We start from the raw sequence: 20,088 nt of genomic DNA on the forward strand, positions 1-20,088 counted from the left end.
GTCAGGCTGTCCGCTTCGGGGTGGCCCGCGCGCCGAGGTGGATGTAGTCCTCACCGGTCGGCAGGGTGTAGAACCGCACCGGGAAATGGGCCTCCGACCCGTCCAGCTGGACGGCGAACAGGGCGTCCTCGACCGCGACCAGCGGGTGGGTCTCCGGCTTGGCCTCCTCCAGCTGGGCCACCGGTCCAGTGAGGGTGATCCGGATCATCGGCTGGTCGCCGTCGAGGAAGACCTCCAGCTGCACCGACTCGCGGCTGTACACGCCGACGTACGGGGTGGCGTCGACCACGATCGGTTCGGCCGGCAGCTCGAAGCGGGGCGGCAGGTCGACGCCGGCGAGCTCGGCGAAGATCTCGCCGAACAGATCCTGGTACAAGGGGATCGCGCTACCGATGTTGGTGTTGAGCGCGACCGCGAGGCCCACCTCGGGCAGCAGCCGCAGGAAGGCCGCCTGGCCGATGGTGTTGCCGTCGTGGCCGATGGCCCGGTGGCCGTTCCAGTCGCAGCGGAACCAGCCGAGCCCCCACGAGTCGCCGAGCAGGATCTTCTCCGGGCAGTCGACCTGGAACGCGGCCATCGCGGCGGTGCTCGCCTCGGCCAGGACCTGAGTGCCGTCGGCGGCACGGCCGCCGGTCAGGTGCATACGGGCGAATGCGAGCACGTCGGCGACGTCGGCGTTGATGAGGCCGGCCGGCGCGACCGAGCGGGGCAGCGCCCACACCGGTGCGACGACGGGTTCGTCGCCGCCCTTGAGGTGCCCGACCGAGTGCGCGAACACCATCGCCTCCTCGGGAAGGGTACCGGTGCGGGTGAGGCCGAGCGGGACGAACAGCTTCTCCTTGATCGCCGCGTCCCAGGTCTGGCCGGTGGTGACCTCGATGATGCGGCCGAGGATCGAGTAGCCGGAGTTGCAGTACGACCAGGTAGCGCCGAGCGGGTGGTTCTGCGCGGCCGTGCTCAGCTCGGCGACGTACTTGCGCAGGGCGTCGTCGCCGCGGCCGGTGTCGGTGAAGACGTCACCGTCGATGCCGCTGCTGTGGGTCAGCAGGTGCCGGACGGTCACCTCCTTGGTCACATCCGGGTCGCGGAGTTCGAGGTCGGTGACGATGTCGACGACCGGGGTGTCGAGGGTGAAGCGGCCCTCGTCGACCAGCTGCATGATGACGGTGGCGGTCCACACCTTGGTGATCGAGCCGATCTGCCAGACCGAGTCGGTGGTGGCGGGCTGGCCGGTACCGGCGTGCAGAACCCCGGTCGCGGCGGTGAACACCTCGTCGTCCGCGCCGTCGGCGCCCAGGCGCAGGATGCCGAGCTGGGCGCCGGGCACGCCGTGCCGGGCCACCAGATCGTCGAGGCGACGCTGCCAGTGCGCGTGGTCAATCGTGGTCATCGAAACTCCTTACGAGGGTGGGTGGAACGGCCGGCCACGCCGGCGGGCACCGCGGCGAGCAGCCGACGGGTGTATTCGTGACTCGGATCGCCGAGCACCTCGGCGGCGGGTCCGTCCTCGACCAGGCGACCCTGGTACATGACGGCGATGCGGCTGGCCACGTAGCGCACGACCGCGAGGTTGTGCGAGATGAACAGGATCGACAGGCCCAGTTCGCGCTGCATCTCCCGGATCAGGTTCAGGATGGCGCCCTGGACCGAGACGTCGAGAGCGGAGGTGATCTCGTCGGCGATCAGGACCTCGGGCCGGCCGGCGAGCGCCCGGGCGAGCGCGACGCGTTGACGCTGGCCGCCGGAGAGCTGGCCCGGGCGCTGGCCGGCCCGGGCCGGGTCGAGATGGACCCGGTGCAGCAGGCGCTCGACCTCGCGGCGGCGGACGGTGCGGTCCAGCCGCTCAGGGATGGCCTCGGCGATGCTCTCGCCGACCGTCATGCGCGGGTCGAGCGACGAGTACGGGTCCTGGAAGACCATCTGCACCGGGCGCCGCCGGCCCCGACGGGCGAGCTCACGGCCGTCGAGCTCGATCCGGCCGCCGCTGACCGGGGCCAGACCGACGATGGCGCGGGCGATGCTCGACTTGCCCGACCCGGACTCGCCGACCAGTCCGACGATCTCGCCGTCGGGAACGGTCAGGCTGACCCGGTCGACCGCGGTGGTGTGGCGGTACCGGACAGTGAGTTCCTGGAGATCAAGGCGGCTCACGCGTCCACCTCCCGGGCGTCGCGGGCGTGCGGAACGGGCAGCGACTCGCCGGGATGCCAGCACGCCACACCCGACGTCAGGGTCGGCTCCTGGGTGCGGCAACGCCGATCGGCCAGCGGGCACCGGGCCGCGTAGGCGCAGCCGTCCGGCACGTGAGCCGGGTCGACCGGCTGGCCGAAGATGGTGGCCAGCGGGGCGTCGAGATCGCTGTGCATGTCGGGCACGGCGGCGACCAGCGCCCGGGTGTACGGGTGCCGGGCAGCGACGGCGAGGTCGGCGGCGGGGAGGTCCTCGACGACGCGGCCGGCGTACATGACCATCACCCGGTCGCAGACCTCGGCGACCACCGACACGTCATGACTGATCAGGATGAGGGCGACGTCGTCGGTCGTGCGGACCTCCCGCAACATGTCCAGCACCTGCCGCTGCACGGTGACGTCGAGGGCAGTGGTCGGCTCATCGGCCACGATGAGCTTGGGCGCGCCCATCAGGCCCATGCCGATCATCGCGCGCTGGCGCATTCCACCGGAGAACTCGAACGGGTACTGCCGAGCCCGGCGGTGCGGGTCGTGGATGTGGACCGCGCTCAACCGATCGACCGCGCGCCGCCACGCCTGTTTCCGGGTCGCGCCCTGGTGGGCCCGCGCCGCCTCGGCCAGTTGCGCGCCGACCCGGTGTGCGGGGTTGAACGAGGTCATCGGGTCCTGGAACACCATGGCCACGGAGGTGCCGAGCAGGTGCCGGTGGTCGGTGCCGTCGTGCAGGTCGGTGCCGAGGACGGCGAGCCGGTCGGCGTCCACCTGCGCCGGGAATTCCAGCAGGTCGGCGACGGCCAGCGCGGTCAGCGACTTGCCGGAGCCCGACTCGCCGACGATGCCGACCGCCTCGCCCCGACGGACCTGGAAGGTGACGCCGCGCACCGGGCGGATCACGTCACCGCCGTGCGGGAACGCGACGCGCAGGTTCGCAACGTCCAGCACCAGGTCCGGGTCGACGTCGTCAGCGGGCGGCGGCGCGGCTGCCCGGGCACGGTGGCGGGTCGGCGTGACCACGGCCCGCCACGCGACGTCGACCTGGACGCCGAGGGCCCGGGCGACGGCCTCCCCGCTGAGATTGAACGCGAGGCCGGCGATGATCACCGCCGCGCCCGGGGCGAGGGCGGCCAGCGGGTGCACGTAGATGCCGCCGAGCCCGTCCTGCATCATGCGGCCCCAGTCGTAGTCCGGGGACTGCACGCCGAGCCCGAGGAACGACAAGCCGGCGAAGGAAAGCAGCACGCCGCCGGCGCCGATGGTGGCGTTCACGATGAGCGGTTCGGCGATGTTGGGCAGCAGGTGGCGGACGAGGATCCGGCCCGGCCGCACACCACTGGCCCGGGCGGCGGCGACGAAGTCGCGCCCCGCGACGGCGGCCATGAGCGTGTGGCCGAGCCGGGCGAAGGTCGGCGCGCCGGCCAGACCGACCGCGAGGACCGCGCCCTTGGCGCCGACACCGAAGACGATGGCGAAGAAGAGGACGAGCAGCAGGCCGGGGAACGCGACCAGGATGTTGACCAGCCCGATGAGTGGCCGGCCGATCCAGCGGCCCAGCAGGGTCGGGGCGGCGCCGAGCACGACGCCCACGACAACCGCGATCAGCGTCGCCGACACGGCGAGCGTGATGGACAGGCGGGTGGCGACCAGCACCCGGTAGAAGATGTCCCGGCCGAGATTGTCGGTGCCGAACCAGTGCTCGCCGGACGCTCCGGCGAGCAGGTTGTCGGTGTCGTAGTCGCCGGCCTGGCGATGCCATATGAGCGGGGCGAACACCGCCAGGAACAGGGTGACCGCGAGCAGGCCGAACCCGACGATGCCGAGTGGCGTGCGGGCGGCGCGGGACCAGCGCTGCATCAGTCAACTCCGATCGTGGAGCGCGGGGCGAGCACGGCCAGCACGACGTCGACCACGGTGTTGATCAGCAGCACGCCGACGCCGTAGACGAGCACGATGGCCTGGACCAGCGGGTAATCCTTGTTGATGATCGATTGGACGATCGTGCTGCCGAGGCCGGGCCAGGCGAAGACGTTCTCGACGAGCACGGTGCCGGCGACCAGCGAACCGAGCAGGAGCCCGCTGACGGTCAACGTCGCGGTGACCGCGTTGGGCAGGGCGTGCACGAGGTTGATCCGCGGCCCGGACAGCCGCTTGGCTCGGGCGGTGCGCAGGTAGTCGGTGTCGAGCACGGACAGCATTTCCACCCGGACGATCCGCGACAGGATCGCTGCCGGGCCGACGGCCAGGGCCAGCACGGGCAGGACGAACGAGCTGGCCCCGTCGCGGCCCGCGACCGGCAGCCAGTGCAGGTTCACGGCGAAGACGAACACGAACACCACACCGAGCACGAAGTCCGGGACGGCACCGAGGATGACGGTCGAAGAGACGAAGGCCAGTTCGGTGCGGCGGGCCCGGCCGTGCCGGGTGAGCACCGCGACCCCGACACCGAGCGGGATCGCGACCACGACCGCCACCGCGAAGGCCAGCAGCGCCAGCTCGGCGGTGGCCGGCAGCCGCTGGCCGATGATCTGGCTGACCGGCAGTTGCGAGCCGATCGAGTCGCCGAGTTGCCCGGTGAGCAGCCCGCGCAGGAAGTGTCCGTACTGCACGAGCAGCGGGTCGTCCAACCCCAGGGCGTGGCGCTGGGCGCTGACCAGGTCAGCCGGCGCCAGCGGGCCCAGCGCCGCCCGGATCGGGTCGCCGGGCACCAGGTGGACCATGAAGAACGCCGCCGTGACCAGCACCCACAGCGACACCAGCAGCCGCAAGGTCCGTCGTGCCGCGAAGCGGACCCATCGGTTCCTCCACCAGTCGGTGGCCCGGCCGCGCTCCGACACGGCTACCGGTGTCGCTGACATACGGGTGACTCCCCCGGATCGGTTGGTGGTCGGGTCAGCCGAGCATCTTGATCGACATCGGCAGGATCGTGCCGGTCTGCGAGAGCGTGGCGCCCTTGTAGAAGATCGGGATCTGACTGTTGGCGAACGGCACGACGTCGGCCGCCTGGAACAGGGCCGCCTCGGCCGCGAGCCAGTCGTCGCAGCCGGCGGCGCCGTTCTTCGTCGCGGCCTTGGCGGCGGCGGCGGTGTAGGTGGCGTTGTTGATCCCGGCGAAGTTCGTGCCGTTCGGCGCGGCCGGCCCGGACAGGAAGGCAACGAGCTGGTCGGGAGTGTTGACGTTCAGCGCCTCCCACACCACATCCCAGGCGCCGGTGCCGAACATGACACCCTGCATCGCCGCCGTGGCCTGCGACTTCGTCGTCACCTCGACGCCGATCGCCTTCCACTGGCTCGTCAGCAGTTCGGCGGCGGCCGACGCCCCGGCACCCAGGGCCGAGTCGTACAGCATGGTCAGCGACAGCTTCTTGCCGTCCTTGGCCAGGATGCCGTCGGCGCCGGCGGTCCAGCCGGCTGCGGCGAGCTTCGCCTTGGCGTCGGCGACGTTGGTCGCCGGCACGTGGCCGGTCACCGAGTCGCCCTGGCAGCCGGCCGGCGGCAGGACCGCGAGCTGGGTCGCCGCGCTGCCCAGGTTGGCCGTGAGGACCTTCTGCAGCTGCCCGAAGTCGAGGGCCTCGGTGAGCGCCAGGCGGACCTGCGGGTCGCTGGTCGGGTGTCCGGCCGCCTGGTTGTACCACTGCTGGCCGAGCAGCAGCGGGGTGGACGACGAGGCGATGCCGGCCCCGGCGAGGCGCGTCCGGTCGGTGCCGACGATCCGGGCGGCGTTGATCTGCCCGGCGAGCAGCGTGTTGGCGGCCGTGGTCTCGTTGGCGATGATCTTCACGACGATCTTCGCCGGCGTACCGGCGGCAGCGGTCGACGCGCCGCCCGCGCCCCACGTGTAGCCGGAGCGGACGGTGTAGGTGTACTGGTCGCCCGGGCTCGCCTGGGACAGCGTGAAGGGGCCGGTGCCGTCGGTGCCGCTCTTGAGCGTCGAACGGTCCTTCATACCCTTGTCGCACACCATCGGCAGATTGGCCAGGCTGCTCAGCAGGAACGGTGACGGCTTGGCCAGGGTCAGCGTGACGGTCGACCCGCTGGCGCTGGCGGTGACGCCGACCGGGATGAACGCGCCGAGCAGGGGGCTCTTGCTCTCCGGGTTCTCGACGTAGGTGATGTTGTCGACGACCGTCTGCGCGGTGAACGCCGCGCCGTCCGCGCAGGTGATCCCGGACTTGATGGTGAACGTGGCCGTGGTGCCGTCGACCGTCCAGGACGAGGCCAGCTGCGGCAGGATGGTGCCTTTCGCGTCGACCGCGACGAGCGAGTCGTAGGCGAGGGCGTTCATCTGGATCAGCGAGCTGCCCGCCCCGGCCTGCGGGTCCAGACTGCCGGGGTCGGCCGCCTCGGCCAGGGTGAAGGTCGCGCCGGTGGCGTACTTGGTGTCGCCGCTGCCGCCGGAACCGCTGCCGCACCCGGCGAGGCACAACGCGGCGACCGCCACCGCGACCGTGGCCCGCGTCCGGCTCGGGAAGGACTTCATCGAGGAGCCTCCTGCTGAATGTCGTGGTGGGACATCAATCGGCGACGCGGGCGATGGCCCGGCCGTAATGGATGTGTTCGCTGCGCCCGGTGCCGTCACGGCCGATGAAGGCGAAGACGGGATGGACGCCGTGGTGCGGTTCGACGGAGATCAGGCGGTCCGCGCCGTGCCGGACCAGGCGTACCCGCAACGGCTTCTCCAGGCCGGCGAGGGCGTCCTTGGGCGTCCGGTCGAGCCAGACCTCACCATCGGCGCCCTGGCTGACCGTGACGTCGTAGATGGTGTCGGCGTACCGGCCGAGATAGGGCGCCGGGTCGAACGGCTCGGGATGCGCGGGCGGCACGTCGGGGCCGGGCAGGACGATGCCCGTGAGCTGTTCGAGCAGGTGTCCGACGACGTCACGGTAGAGGCCGAGGACGTCGCCGCCATTGGTCAGCAGCGCGACCGCGACTCCGGCGTCGGGGACCACCCGCACAAACGCGGCCTGCCCGATCGTACCGCCGTCATGGCCGACGACGACCCGTCCGTCGTACTCGTCGCGCTCCCAGCCGAGACCCCAGGAGCCGCCCATCGTGGCCAGATCCGGCACGGTCACTTGCGGCGTCTGCATCGCGAGGACGGTTTCCGGCGCGAGGATCCGGGTCCCGTCCGGGGCGGTACCGCCGGCGAGGTGCATCGCCGCGAAGCCGAGCAGGTCGGCGGGCGTCATGGCCAGCATCGACCCGGCCGGAGCGTTCGACCGGGGCAAGGCCCAGGTCGTCGTCGCAACCGCATCGTCGAGGTGGCCGACGGCGGCCCGGTGCAGGATCGCCTCGTACGGGCTCGGGCTCACCCGGCGCAGACCGAGCGGCGTGGCCAGCCGCTCGAGAAGCACCTGGTCGAACGGCCGGTCGCGCAGCACTTCGACCAGTCGGCCCAGCACCACGAACCCGGTGTTGTTGTACGAGAACATCCCGCCCGGCGCGAACACCTGCGGGACGTCGCGGATCGAGGCGACGTACCGTTCGACCGCGTCGTCGCCGCGGCCGGTGTCGGTGAAGATGTCGCCCTCGAAGCCCGCGACATGGGACAGCAGGTGCCGGCACGTGATCGCCGCCGACGCCTCCGCGTCGCCGACCGCGAACCCGGGCAGGTAGTCCCGCAGCGGCCGGTCGATGTCGACCAGGCCCTCGTCGGCCAGCTGCATGACGAGGGCGCTGGTCCACAACTTCGTGATCGACCCGACCTGGAACACGGTGTCCGGGTCGACCGGCACGCCGGTGGCCGTGCTCGTGACCCCGGCCGCGGCCGCGTACTGCCGGCCGTCGACCAGGACCGCCGCCGACGCCCCGGGCACGCCGCGCTCGGCCACGAGCCGGCCGAGGTTGGCATCAAGCCAGCTCTGGACGTTCTGGGCACCGGTCATGCGGACCGAGAGTAGGGACCTCCACGACGCACCGCTTTGGGCGATCCGCCAAAGCGGCTAGACCCACTTAGTGGGATCGGCCAACTACCTCCACACCTGGCCCGCCACCCGACGAAAATTTCCTCCCAGAATGCCCGCGACGACCTCGGCCGGGTATCCGCGCTTGAGCAGTTCCGCCTCGACACCGACCGTGACCTCCGGCTCGACGAACCGGACAGTGCCCCATCGCGTGTACTCCTCCGGAAACAGGTCCGGGTTGGCCGCCAGCTCGACCTCCAGGTCCTCGGCGTCGAACGCGTAGTCGCTGCCGATTCCGACGTGCTCCCAGCCGACCAGCTCGACGGCGTAGTCGATGTGCGCCACGAACGCGTCCAAGGTCGCGGTGTTCTCGCCCAGGAAGATGCCGACACCCGGAATGCCGATCACCCCGCCGGTCGCCGCGCACTCCCGGGCCTGCTCGTCGGTGATGTTGCGGACGTGGTCCCACACCCCCTTCATCGCCGAGTGCGAGTAGATCATCGGGCGCTCGGTGACCACCGACAGGTCCAGGCCCGTCCGGGTACTGCAGTGCGAGCCGTCGACCAGCATCCCGACCTCGTTCATCCGGCGGACCAGATCCCGCCCGTACGTCGTCAGCCCGGTGTCTTCCGTATCGAGGCAGCCGCAGCCGGCGGCGTTGGCGGTGTTGTAGGTCGGCAGGAGCGCGCGCACTCCGAGCCCGTAGAACGTCTCCACCATGTCGAGGTCGCCGTCGAGCGGGCGCGAGTCCTCCAGATCGAACGCCACCACGATCCGCCCGCTCGCGCGAGCCGCGTCGACATCGGCGACCCCGCCGGCCAACGCCAGATCGGGGTGCGCCTCGATCTGGCGCCGGAACTGGTCGAGAAACCCCAGCGACATCTCCTTGGTGTGCGGCGCGTACCCGACGTTGACGCAGATATAGGAGCCGCCGGGCCGGCGATACCGCAGAACGTCGCCCACGTCCGCCGCCGTCGACAGTGGCAGGCACGTGTGCTGCTCCCAGAACAGCGTCGGAGCCGGGATGGCGGTCAAGCTCACGTGGAACCTCCTGAACCGGATCGAACCGTCGCATCGCCGCCCACGTCAATCGAGCGGTCGACGGCTACCTTTCGGCGAGGCACTGTAGTCGAACAAGCCTCCGCCGTCCTTGTGCTCAGCACCAGCGGATCCGCCCCCGGCTTGGCCATTCGTCCAACTCTGCGTACTCATGTCGAGGTAGGCCGATCGCGTCGATCAACGCGCGCATGTCGTCCAGTTCGGCGACGTTGTGTCTGGTGATGATGATCGTCACCTCGACGGGCGGTCGGCCGGAGTAGGAACGGATAGCGTCAGGGCACTGACGTTGATCGGTGGGGGTGGTCGCATGTCGTTGCCCTGCGACAGCCATGTGCACACCGAATGGTCCTGGGACACGCCAGTGGGCGATATGGAAGGGTCCTGTGTTCGGGCCTTGGAACTCGGTCGAGCCTGGCCGCGCGCAGCCGGGCCCGGATCCGGTGGGCGTCGACGGCAATTGAGGGATGCATGGGCCGCCTCCTTCGAACGGGGGCCGGCAATCTGGTACCCGTCGCACCGGACGATCGAACGGACGGCTTCGCCGCGTGTCCGGTACCGACCCGACCATCGTCACCGGTGGCGGGTGGTGCCGGCCATCCGTCCGGGTGTGCGCCACCCGATCGAGGTCCGATCAGCGGCACTGGACGCGTGCCAGGCAGCGCTGCGGGAAACCGACGGCCCAGGCCGGGCAAGGTTGCCCTGATCCCCGACTGACGGCGTTGACGCTGCCCCGGACGGGCATTGCCGTCCGGGGCTGGTCGGTGTGGTGCAGCGCGCCGGGATTCCGTCCGTCAGGCGCTCCCATGGGTCAGTCGAACGGGCGGGCGATGCGCCGGCGGGTGCGGCGTCAGGTCACGATGATCGTGTACATGCTGCTGGTGTTGCCCGAGTCGCCGTTCGGGCCGAGCGCGATCTGGCCGGCCGCGAACACCTTCGAGAACACCGCGAAGGTGCGAGGGGTGCCCTCATTGTTGGTGATCCGGCCGCCGGTGTCGGTCCAGCTCGAGTCCATCCAGGACAGCCGGCCCCGGCGGGTGTCCACCGCGACGTTCACCGTCGCCTGCCTGTTGACGGTGAACCTGACCAGTGGATTTGCTGTGGCGGCCTTGGAGTCGTTGGCGGTACGGATCCACTGGGCGCCGGTGAGCCCGGAGGGTACGGCGCCGAGCGTGTAGGCGCGGTCTGCGTACTGGGTGACGCCGTTGGTGAGGTTGGGCTGCACGGACCAGTCCGTTGCGTTGGCGGTGTCGGCAACGGTGAGGCCGCTGATCGTGAGTGCCGTGCCGCAGTTCTGGGTCGAGCCGGTCTGGCTGACCCGCAGCGCCCCGCCGCTGGTGTTGACGCTGTTGGTGACGCAGTAGCCGGTGATGCCCTGGAACCGGATGTCGTTGGGCGCGCCGGTGCCGCGTTGGCCCGTGAAATGGTCGAACGTGACCGTGCCGCCCGCGTCGGCGATCACCGCCGGCCGGTCGTCGTTGTTGACGAACCGCACCGAACTGTCGATGAACCGGATGCCGTTGACGTTGTGCAGGTACCAGCCGTAGGACGGCGCGGTGCCGATGCTGGTCGTGGAGTAGTCGTTCGGGTTGTCGCTCGGCACGGCGGTGCCGCGGTTCGCGCTGCCGCCGGGCACGGTCAGGTCGACGTTGTCGAAGGTGACGTTGCGGACCTGGTGGCTGGAGTCGGCGCCCCACAGCAGCGCGGTGTGCGGACCCTTGCCGGTGCCGGTGATGTGCTCGTACGTGACGTTGTTGACGCTGCCCACCCCGGGGTTGTCGCCGCATCGGCGTCGGGTGCCGACCTTCGTGAAGATCGGTGAGGCAACGCCGCTCATGGTGATGTTGCGGTAGTGCACGTCGGAGATGTTCGCGCCGTCCATCGTCACCATGCCGAGTCCGGCCTTGTTGGCGCCGGTGATGGTGATCCCGTCGAACACGTAGTCGCTGAAGTCGCTGCAGGTCTCCGAGCCGAACTGGATCGCGTTGCAGCAGCCTGCGGACAGCCGCGAGTTGGTGACCCGGACGTGCCCGTTCGTGAACCGCTGACCCAGCGCCCAGTCGCTCTTGAACACCAGCGCGTCGTCGTTGGCCCGGATGTCGGCGTTGGTGATCACGACGTTCTGGGTGTTGACGATGTTCCAGCCGTCCTGGTTGCCCGCCGTGTCGATGACCAGGCCGTCGGAGTGCACGCCGTTGCAGCCGTTGATCAGCGCGGCGAAGTGGCCGGCCCGCCGGATGGTGATCCCGCTCAGCTCGAGGTTCGCGCACCGGGTGAGGGAGATGACCTTGTCGATCCTGCCCGCGCCGGGGTCGTCGAAGTTGCTGAGGAAGCCGCCGCCGTCGATCGTGCCGGAGCCGACGAACCCGATGTTGGACAGGGCGTTGCCCGTGATCATGGCGTTGCGGAAGTGGCTGTGACCGAAGTCCTGGTAGGCCGAGTTCGGGTTCGCTTCGGCCAGGTCGTAGCCGGTGCCGGAAGCGCCCATGATCGTGGATCCACTGTCCAGCTGCAGAGTGACGTTGTTGAGCATGTGGATCGTGTTGGCGGACCGGTAGGTGCCGGCCGGGAACTGGACGGTCCCGCCGCCGGCGGCGTTGGCGGCCACGATGGCCCGGTCGATCGCTGGGGTGTCGTTGGTCGTGCCGTTGCCGGCGGCGCCGTAGTCTCGGACGTTGAACACGCCGGCCGCACTGGCCGGCAGGGGGAACACGGCCCACCCGGCCGCGACGACGAGGGTCAGGGTGACGACGATCCACCTGCGGCGTGCTGGCGTCGCTTTGTGCAGGGACATCCGGTGCATGATCTCTTCCTCTCAGATCGTCACCGGGTCAGCTGCCGGGTGACGTGGAAGATGCGTTCGTTGCTGCGCGCAGTGCATGTGGACGCCGCGCTGGGGAACCACCCGCCGCTTGTGCCATGCCACAGATCGTTGCCGCCATCGACCACCTCCTTCATGTGTCATCGTTGTCATAGACTGCAATCCTTTGCAGGACGCTGTCAAGAGATCCTGCAGCTCGACTTCCATCAATGAGCTGCTCGCCGTGCCAGTGCAGGCGCTCAGCGGCAGCGGACAGACCGATCCGCGGCGCTACGGCCCTTCCGTCAACCTCACGACGTCCAGCCCTTCGGGACACGTCGCTTGATCAGCCGCATGGACATGCCGCCGGTCGCGCGCAGTCGCTGTGTTGTCGGCTGATGGTTCATCGTTCGGCCGCGTGTGCGTGCCGGCGTTCGTTGTTCGGGTTCCTGCCGGCGTTGGTCAGCAGGCTGCCGGCGGTGATCAGCAGCAGGCCAAGGGCGGTCAGGGTCATCGTGTCCGCGCCGGTGACCGCGAGCGCCGCGGTTCCCGTGGTGACCTCGACGGCCAGCGCTCGGGCGGTGCCGTCCGGCGCGGTGCCCTGGGCGAGCAGGGTGTGCTCACCCTCGGCAAGCCCCGCCGGGATGGTGACCGGGACGCGGAAGTCACCGAGCTCGTCCGTGGTGACGACGGCGAGGGCCTTCGGGGTGCTGTAGATGCTGACGATCACCGTCGAGTGGGAGGCGAAGCCGCTGCCGATGAAGGTCAGCGTCTGCGCGGGCGCGACCGAGGTGATCGGGCCGCGATCGGTGGTCAGCGTCAGCGGCGTCGCCGGCGGCGTCGACAGTGGGGCCGGGGCGACGGCCGTTGCCGGTGCGGATGCGGTACTGACCACCGAGTCGCCGGTTGCGCTGTGGGCGACGACCGTCACCGTGTAGGTCTCACCGGCGACCGCGCCCAGCACGCAGGCGGTGTCGGTGCGCTTGTCGGTGGAGCAGGTGGCCGGCCCCGGGTTCGCGTACGCGGTGTAGCCGGTGACGGCGGGATCGCTCGCCACGGACCATGCCGCGTCGACCGAGGAGACCTTGCCGGTGGCCGTGACGCCGGCCGGCGCGGGCACCCGCACCACGAACGTGAGCGTCCGCTCGCCGGTGCGCCCACCGGCGTCAGTGACCCTGACCGTGACCGTCGTCGTGCCGGCGCTCGTGGCGGTGCCGCTGATCGCGCCGGTGGCGGCGTCGAGTGTGAGGCCGGCGGGCAGCGTACCGGCGGAAACTGACCACGTGTAGGGGCCGGTGCCGCCGGTCGCCGCCAGCGTCGCTGAGAACGGCGTCCCGGTCACGGCGTCCGCCGCCGCGGGAGCGATCGCCAGGGCCGCGTGAACCGTCACGGCACGGGTGGCGGACGCGCTCGCCTGCGCGGTGTCGGTCACCTTGAACGTGACCTGCGGTGCACCCGTGGCGGACGGCGTCCCGCTGATCACGCCGGTGGCCGCGTTCAGCGTCAGCCCGGCCGGCAGCGTCCCCCCGGTCACCGCCCACGTGTATGGGCCGGTGCCGCCGGTCGCCGCCAGGGTCGCCGTGTATGGCACACCCACCGTCGCGGCCGGCAGCGGTGCCACGGTCACGGCCAGCGACGGTGTCGAGGGCGCCGGCGGCGGGGGCGGCGGTGGGGGCGGCGTCGCGTTGGTGGTCAGCGTGTACGCCTTCGTCGCGGTCGTGCCGTTCGAGTCGGTCACCCGCACCGTGAACGAGGCGGCCGCGGCCGTCGTCGGGGTGCCGCTGATCTCGCCCGTCGTCGGGTTCAGCGTGAGCCCGTTGGGCAACGAGCCGGTGCTGACGTCCCACGTGAACGGCCCCACTCCGCCGGTCGCCGCCGGGGTGGCGGAGTACGCCGTGCCCACCGTCGCGTCGGCCAGCGTGCTGGTGGCCACGGCCAGGGACTGGTCCTCGACGAAGGCGGCGGTCACGTACATCGGCTGCGAGCCCACCGGCACCGTCGAGGTCTGTGTCGCCGTGCCGGTGTCCACGATGCTCACCGTCCCGCTCATCGCGTTGGTGACGGCGAGCTTGCTCCCGTCCGGCGTCATCGAGATCCCGACCGGCATCGACCCCACCGCGATCGGCGTGCCGGCCGTGTTGGTGGTCAGGTTCACCACGCTCACCGAACCGGCCATGGCGCACGCGATGTACGCGGTGGTCCCGCTGGGCGAGACCGCCACACCGTACGGCTGGGCGCCGATCGGCACCGTGGCGGACACCGTGCCGGCGGCGGCGTCAATGATCGTCAGCGAGCCGCCGCCACGGTTGCTCACCAGCACCTTGGCCCCGTCGGGCGTGACGGCCACGCCGAGCGGGTTGTTGCCGACCGCGATCGTGCCCGTCACCGTGTTGGTCGCGGTAGCGATCACCTTGACCGTGTTGTCGCCGCCGTTCGCCACGTACACCTTGCTCCCGTCGGGCGTCACGGCGATCCCGGTGGGGTTGGTCCCGGCGGTGATCGTCGTGGTGACGGTCATCGTGGCGGTGTTCACCACCGACACGTTGTTGCTGGTGAAGTTGGCCACGTAGAGCGTCGCCCCGTCCGGCGTCAGCGCGATGATGCCCGGCGTCGTGCCGACGGAGACGTAAGACTTGGCTCTCGTCGCGGCGTTCACCTTGTAGACGCGGTCACCGTTGTACGCGGCGACGAACATGGTCTGCCCGTCGCTGGACGCCGCCAGCCAGGCGGGCCCGTCGATCCCGGTGACCGTCCCGGTGATCGTCCCGGCCGTCACGTCCACCAGCGACAGCGTGTCGTCGGCGAAGTTGCTCACCACGGCCCGCAGCACCGTCGACTCGACGTGCCCCCTGGCCGTCTTCCTGGCTTTTGCCGGAGCGGTCGCCTTGTCGGCCTGCCTCGGGGCGGCCTCGGCCGTTGCCTGCATGAGCACCGCCGAGGTGGCGCCCAGCAGCACGCCGACCGTCAGCAACCTGAACCCGACCAAGACGCCGACGCGCACGCAATCCCCCATAAGTAGGACCATTCGCGCCCACGCTAACCAACAAATCTCATCTTTACTGGCAAATCATCACCATCCCGACGCCAGCAACTCTGAGGAACCGCCCCTGGCTGGAGCGTGAGGTTCGCCCGCAACGAGGGTCTGGTGGTCGGCGTGGCGGCGGGTGCATCCCGCCGGGCTCCGGAACGTGTGCGCTGACATGGTGCGTCCTCAGCGCTGGCTGGCGTCGGGAGTGTAGAGCTCCTCCTCGGTGACGACGGGGGCGACGATGTCCTCGGGGCGCCCGACCCGCGCGGCCGAGCCGAACATGGGGCCGCGGGCCGGCTGCACGGGGGCGAAGGCGGCGAAGCCCCGGTGCTTGGGGATGTCGTCGTAGACCGCCTCCATCCCGCCGCGCAGTAGGTATGTCTCGTGCCAGAACCCGGTGCCGCCGCTGTCGCGCAGGAAGTTGCGCCACCAGAGCCGGTGCGGTTCGGACCGCGCCCACGACAGCAGGGAGGGAAGATCTCGCCAGTACTGGCGGATGCCGACGTGCATGGGGAACAGCGACCACAGCAGCGACTCGTGGTGCAGCAGGCCCTCAGGAGTCTCGCCGGCGGACCGGCCGATCTGGGGGCCGTAGCCCATCAGCGTCCGCAGGCCGTAGAGCCGGTTGACGCGCATGCCGAGGTACACAACCACGAGGTCGGGGTAGGACGACAGATCGACGGTCTGCCGGTTGACGCGAGTTGACATTACGGTCTCCTTGACAAGGCTGCGGTGGACAGGAGCAGGCCGTCGGTGGTGAGGACGAAGCCCGCCCAGACGGTGGACAAGGGTCCCCAGCCCGCACCGATGGTGAGCGCACCACCGATCGCGCCGAGGGCATTGGCGAGGTTGAGGGCGGCGAGGTTGAGCGCCCCATGAGCGTCGGGGCGTAGGTGGCGACAGTGTGCCGGACCTCCTCGGCGACGCACTGTCCTTCAAGGGCACGGTGATGCACGGTCGTCCTTGTCAGCCGGAGGGACGGCTCAGCACGCGGCGCGCGCGATGATGTCGGCCGCCGCGGCCGGTTGCGAGATCATCGCGACGTGTGAGGCGCTGACTTCGCGGATCTGGGACCCGGCGCTGGTTTCGTCCGCGAGTTCGGGCACCGGATGTCGCTGAGCTTCGGCAACCAACGAGATCTCACCGAGCTCGATGTTCGCGAGTTCGGGCTCCACCGACAGCGGCAAAGGCCAGGCCTGTCGCCGAACCGGCGTTCCGCTCACGCACCGTGATGCGTGCCGGGGCTCGACGCGCGTTGTCTGCGGCCTGAGCGTTGACGGGGCCAGCCGTCGAATCGGCCCCGCATCGATGCGCCTTCTGCTGTTTAGCAGATGAGGATGTTTGCCTTGACCGGTCGATTAGGCGACGTGGTTTCGGATATCGTCGGCCGCGGCTTGCAGGCTGCGGTAATGCCGGTGACAGCCGGGCGGCGGAACGGGTGTGTTGACCGCCCAGACCGTCATGCCGGCGGCGACGCCGGCTTGGACGCCCGAGGCGGTGTCCTCGATGACGAGGCAACCGCCGGGTGCGACGCCGAGGCGTTCGGCGGCGAGCAGGTACGGCGCCGGGTGCGGTTTGCCGTATGCGGGCATGGAAGCATCCACGATCACCTCGGGCAGGCGCAGACCCGTCCGCTGGAACCGAAGCCGGACGCGGTGCGCATAGTTGCTGGTGACCAGCGCCCAGCGTTGCCGGGGTAATGCCGCCAGCAGTTCCACGGCGCCGGGGAACGCCCCATAGGTTCCGATGAGAGCGTCCTCGTCTTCAAGTTGGTGAAGTAGCCGGAGGCACTGGTCCGCGTCCGCGCCCGGCATCATCGCGGCGAAGGTGTCCAGCGGACGGGTCTGCAAGGCGGTCTGGTAGACCACGGCCGGGTCCAGCCGGTAGTGCGCTGCCCAGGCGTGCCAGACACGGCGCTGGTTCTCTAGAGCGTCGAGAAGAGTTCCATCGACATCGAACAGCACTGCTCGGCACCCCTGCACGACCACAGGCTAACGGGAGCCAATAACCACGCCGCCGCCGGCAGCACCTGGTCGTTGCGAGCCACCAAGTGCCAGGAGGGAATCGCCCGCCATGCCGCGGCAGCGGACGGCTCGCCAAGTGTGCGGACGTCGGCGGGTCGCTGGCCGGCCCACAGGCCCGGCAACGTGTCCCCACATCCGGGACGAACGCGGCCACGTAAACCAGCGCCTTGACGGTTGCGGAGGTGGTGGCCAGGAGGGCGCCGGTCGCTGCGGCGGCGGTTCCGGCGAGCACGGTGCGGCGAGTCGTTGTCATGGCTGGGAAACGTAGGGACCGGGACTTGACGGTGACTGAACTGAAGATTCACTGGCGGTCAAGTGCGCCGACCTAGCTTGCCGGCATGAAGCATGCGAGCAGCGGCACCACCGCCCGATGGGGTCTGTGGACCCATATCGTCTACTACGTCGCCGCCAACCTGGTCCAGATACATCGACAACGCCATGGCCCGGAGCCGGAGCCTGCCGGCCGTGCGCCGCGGATGCTGAACGGGAGTCGGGCGATGAGCGATGACGAAGAGGTCGTCTACGGGCTCCTGGCGGGCGAGCCGCAGGACGTCGCGGCCGTGCTGGCCGGGCGGCTGGGCTGCTCCTTCGCCGCCCGGGAGAGCGACTATCTCGGGGAATACCTGCTGGCGCAGACGGACCGCGGCGAGGTGAGGATCATCGGTCAGCCGGATCCGGAGGGCGAGCCGCTCGAGGACGAATTCGAGGAGTATCAGGTCCTCGTCTACTCGCCCGCCGGGGACGACGAGTTCGATCTGCGCGATGTGCCGGTCGGCCGGGGTGTCATCGAGCGGCTGCTCTGACCGCAGGCGGCCCGGTGATGGTCGTCCGCCCGTGCCACTGCCGTGGCCGAACTCGCCGCCGTCACCGCCTGCTTGCAGTACCGCCGCCGGCCAGAGGTCGATGAGATCACAAGCCAAGCGCCCGCAGCGCGGGTGCCGGAGAGGGGTTACGCAGGCAACCGCTAGGGGTGGGGTGCCGCGTAGATGAGGGTTGTGATCGATATTCGGCTATGGGACGGTGGCCTTCCAGGGGTACGAGTCGGGAGGCGAGATGCATCGGGTCGGATTGGTGGGTGCGGCCGTCATCATCGTTGCGCTTGTCGGCGCGTCGCCGGCTGCCGCAGCGCCACCGGACGTTGATTCGTCACGGCTGGAGCGGCTGGTGACGGTGGATGGCATCACCGATCATCAGCGGGCGCTGCAGCGCATCGCCGACCGAAACGGCGGCACGCGCGCCACGCGGACGCCCGGCTACACCGCGTCGGCGGCCTATGTGAAGGCCACGCTGGAGAGGGCCGGCTACAACGTCCACTACGAGATGTTCAACATGCCGGAGTGGCGTGAGAACGCGGCGCCCGTGCTGCGGCAGGTCTCACCGACCGGCAGGACCTATGTCGCGGGCGGCGCCGGGGACGACGACTCGCCGTCGGTCGACATCATCGCGTTCGAGCACACGCCGACCAAGGCGTTGACGAACGTCAAGGTCGTCCCGACCGACGACGTCGTGATCCCGAGCCCCGGTGGAACGACCTCCGGCTGTGAGCTGTCGGATTTCCCCGCGGCCACCAGCGGCGCCGTCTCGCTGATCCAGCGGGGCACCTGCACGTTCACGCAGAAGCTGGAGAACGCCGTGCAGGCGGGCGCCATCGGGGTGATCCTGTTCAACGAGGGTGACACGGCGGCCCGCAGCAACGCCCTGTTCCGCGCGGCTCCGTTCGACTACCCACTGCCGGCGGTGGCGTCGAGCTTCGCCGTCGGCCAGGAGCTCTACAACGCGTACAAGGCGGGCCAGAACCCGACCGTCGACCTTGCGACCAACGGTGTCGACGAGCAGATGTTGTATCCGAACGTGGTGGCCGAGACCAAGCGCGGCGACGCGAACCACATGGTGCTGCTCGGCGCCCATCTGGATTCGGTGACGGCGGGTCCGGGCATCAACGACGACGGGTCAGGCACAGCGTTCCAGCTCGAGCTCGCCGAGCAGCTCGCCAAGGTGGGCACACCGCGCAACAAGATCCGCTTCCTGTGGTTCGGTGGCGAGGAGGACGGCCTGGTCGGCTCGCAGTATTACGCGGCCCACCTGTCCGACCGCGAGGTCGCGCGCACGGACATGATGCTCGACACCGACATGATCGCGTCGCCGAACTTCGCGCGGCTCGTCTACGACGGCGACGGCTCGACGTTCGGCTCCGAGAACGCCGGGCCCGAGGGTTCCGGCACGATTGAGCGGGTGCTCACCGGCTACTGGGCCAAGCGTGGGATGGTCAGCGAGCCGATCCCGTTCGACGGCCGCTCGGACTACGTCGGCTTCATCAACCGTGGCATTCCGGCGGGCGGCGTGTTCGCCGGGGCCGAGGCACTCAAGACCGCCGAGCAGGTCGCCAAGTACGGTGGCGTCCTGGGCGAGCAGCTCGACCCGTGCTACCACGAGGACTGCGACACGTACACGACTGTCACAAAGCAGCCGCCGGCCTCGACGATGGAGACGTACGCCGCGAACCCAGCGCTCGCACAACAACAGGCCAACAGCCTCCGCGGCAACGCGCTGCGTTCGCTGCACCAGTTCAAGAACACGCTCGTGCACGCCGTCTGGTACTTCGCGTGCGCCAAGAACGCCTTTCCGCCGAAGGTGAACGCAGCGGACGCCACGAAGGCCGCAACCAACCATCGGTTCAAGCATCAGGGCCACGAGCGCCCCGGCGACCGCTGAGAGGTTCGAAACGACCGCTGCCCCGGCTTGGACGCCGGGGCAGCGGCATGCCCTGCCGCCGGCAAGTCCGGGCAGCGCTCCGGTCGGTCACATGCGCCGGCAAGGAAGTCTCGTGAACGACCGACGGGGTTGAGTCAGCGGGCACGCCGGTTCGTTGGATTCCATGGTTCTGGCTCGATGTCCGCCGGTCAGCCGCACTGCGTTCTTGAACGCCGGGAACATCGACATGCAGTGGCTCTAACTGACCGTGCTGGTAGCGGTACGCCGGGCGCCCATGCGACAGGCAAGCACCAAGACGCCTCGAACGTTCGTGTTTGTCGCCTCTTGCGGGTCTTCGTTGCTTAGGCACAGCACATCATTGACAACAACGTTTCCAGTCAAGC

The 20,088-nt window shown here is 69.9% G+C and carries 16 protein-coding genes; 2 read left to right on the forward strand and 14 right to left on the reverse strand.

Features of this window, described 5'->3' with window-relative positions; all coding sequences use genetic code 11:
- Window position 1 precedes the first annotated feature (1 nt).
- From Dsi01nite_RS52810 to Dsi01nite_RS52870, 14 genes are all read right to left on the reverse strand, one after another.
- Window positions 2-1,390, reverse strand: coding sequence for a serine hydrolase domain-containing protein (locus tag Dsi01nite_RS52810; protein ID WP_203854093.1), 1,389 nt, complete (start codon window positions 1,388-1,390; stop codon window positions 2-4).
- The gene (locus Dsi01nite_RS52815) at window positions 1,387-2,151 is read right to left on the reverse strand and encodes an ABC transporter ATP-binding protein (protein ID WP_203854094.1); all 765 of its coding nucleotides are present in this window, start codon (window positions 2,149-2,151) and stop codon (window positions 1,387-1,389) included. Before Dsi01nite_RS52815 ends, Dsi01nite_RS52810 begins: the two co-directional genes overlap by 4 nt.
- Window positions 2,148-4,040 carry a dipeptide/oligopeptide/nickel ABC transporter permease/ATP-binding protein gene (locus Dsi01nite_RS52820; protein WP_203854095.1) on the reverse strand — a complete coding sequence of 631 codons (1,893 nt, stop codon included), beginning with the start codon at window positions 4,038-4,040 and terminating at the stop codon, window positions 2,148-2,150. Before Dsi01nite_RS52820 ends, Dsi01nite_RS52815 begins: the two co-directional genes overlap by 4 nt.
- Complete coding sequence (locus Dsi01nite_RS52825) at window positions 4,040-5,041, reverse strand: ABC transporter permease (protein WP_203854096.1); 1,002 nt, start codon at window positions 5,039-5,041, stop codon at window positions 4,040-4,042. The genes Dsi01nite_RS52820 and Dsi01nite_RS52825 overlap by 1 nt, the downstream gene beginning before the upstream one ends.
- Before the next feature lie 34 nt (window positions 5,042-5,075).
- Window positions 5,076-6,662, reverse strand: a complete 1,587-nt coding sequence (locus tag Dsi01nite_RS52830; RefSeq protein WP_203854097.1) for an ABC transporter substrate-binding protein — start codon at window positions 6,660-6,662, stop codon at window positions 5,076-5,078.
- A 34-nt stretch (window positions 6,663-6,696) separates the two neighbouring features.
- On the reverse strand, window positions 6,697-8,067 hold the full coding sequence (locus Dsi01nite_RS52835; RefSeq protein ID WP_203854098.1) for a serine hydrolase domain-containing protein: 1,371 nt from the start codon (window positions 8,065-8,067) through the stop codon (window positions 6,697-6,699).
- Between the two features lie 84 nt (window positions 8,068-8,151).
- Window positions 8,152-9,126 carry a dipeptidase gene (locus Dsi01nite_RS52840; protein ID WP_239137106.1) on the reverse strand — a complete coding sequence of 325 codons (975 nt, stop codon included), beginning with the start codon at window positions 9,124-9,126 and terminating at the stop codon, window positions 8,152-8,154.
- A gap of 115 nt (window positions 9,127-9,241) precedes the next feature.
- Window positions 9,242-9,379 (reverse strand): hypothetical protein, encoded by a 138-nt coding sequence (locus tag Dsi01nite_RS52845; protein ID WP_203854099.1) that lies wholly within the window; start codon window positions 9,377-9,379, stop codon window positions 9,242-9,244.
- A gap of 612 nt (window positions 9,380-9,991) precedes the next feature.
- Window positions 9,992-11,935, reverse strand: coding sequence for a glycoside hydrolase family 28 protein (locus tag Dsi01nite_RS52850; RefSeq protein WP_203854100.1), 1,944 nt, complete (start codon window positions 11,933-11,935; stop codon window positions 9,992-9,994).
- A 29-nt stretch (window positions 11,936-11,964) separates the two neighbouring features.
- Window positions 11,965-12,099 (reverse strand): hypothetical protein, encoded by a 135-nt coding sequence (locus tag Dsi01nite_RS58635; RefSeq protein WP_275423508.1) that lies wholly within the window; start codon window positions 12,097-12,099, stop codon window positions 11,965-11,967.
- Window positions 12,100-12,344: 245 nt separating this feature from the next.
- Window positions 12,345-14,942, reverse strand: a complete 2,598-nt coding sequence (locus Dsi01nite_RS52855) for a putative Ig domain-containing protein (RefSeq protein WP_203854101.1) — start codon at window positions 14,940-14,942, stop codon at window positions 12,345-12,347.
- 210 nt (window positions 14,943-15,152) lie between these two features.
- On the reverse strand, window positions 15,153-15,677 hold the full coding sequence (locus Dsi01nite_RS52860) for a monooxygenase family protein (protein ID WP_203854102.1): 525 nt from the start codon (window positions 15,675-15,677) through the stop codon (window positions 15,153-15,155).
- A 275-nt stretch (window positions 15,678-15,952) separates the two neighbouring features.
- Window positions 15,953-16,192 carry a hypothetical protein gene (locus Dsi01nite_RS52865; RefSeq protein ID WP_203854103.1) on the reverse strand — a complete coding sequence of 80 codons (240 nt, stop codon included), beginning with the start codon at window positions 16,190-16,192 and terminating at the stop codon, window positions 15,953-15,955.
- 135 nt (window positions 16,193-16,327) lie between these two features.
- Window positions 16,328-16,933, reverse strand: coding sequence for an HAD family hydrolase (locus tag Dsi01nite_RS52870; RefSeq protein ID WP_203854104.1), 606 nt, complete (start codon window positions 16,931-16,933; stop codon window positions 16,328-16,330).
- A 398-nt stretch (window positions 16,934-17,331) separates the two neighbouring features.
- Here Dsi01nite_RS52870 and Dsi01nite_RS52875 point away from each other — a divergent pair, with 398 nt between their 5' ends.
- Both Dsi01nite_RS52875 and Dsi01nite_RS52880 read left to right on the forward strand, forming a co-directional pair.
- Entirely contained in the window at window positions 17,332-17,796 is a 465-nt protein-coding gene (locus Dsi01nite_RS52875) for a hypothetical protein (RefSeq protein WP_203854105.1), read from the forward strand.
- Between the two features lie 361 nt (window positions 17,797-18,157).
- Entirely contained in the window at window positions 18,158-19,705 is a 1,548-nt protein-coding gene (locus tag Dsi01nite_RS52880; protein ID WP_203854106.1) for a M28 family peptidase, read from the forward strand.
- The last annotated feature ends 383 nt before the right edge of the window (window positions 19,706-20,088 follow it).

Source organism: Dactylosporangium siamense (genome assembly GCF_016862795.1).
In the GTDB taxonomy this organism is placed as follows: domain Bacteria; phylum Actinomycetota; class Actinomycetes; order Mycobacteriales; family Micromonosporaceae; genus Dactylosporangium; species Dactylosporangium siamense.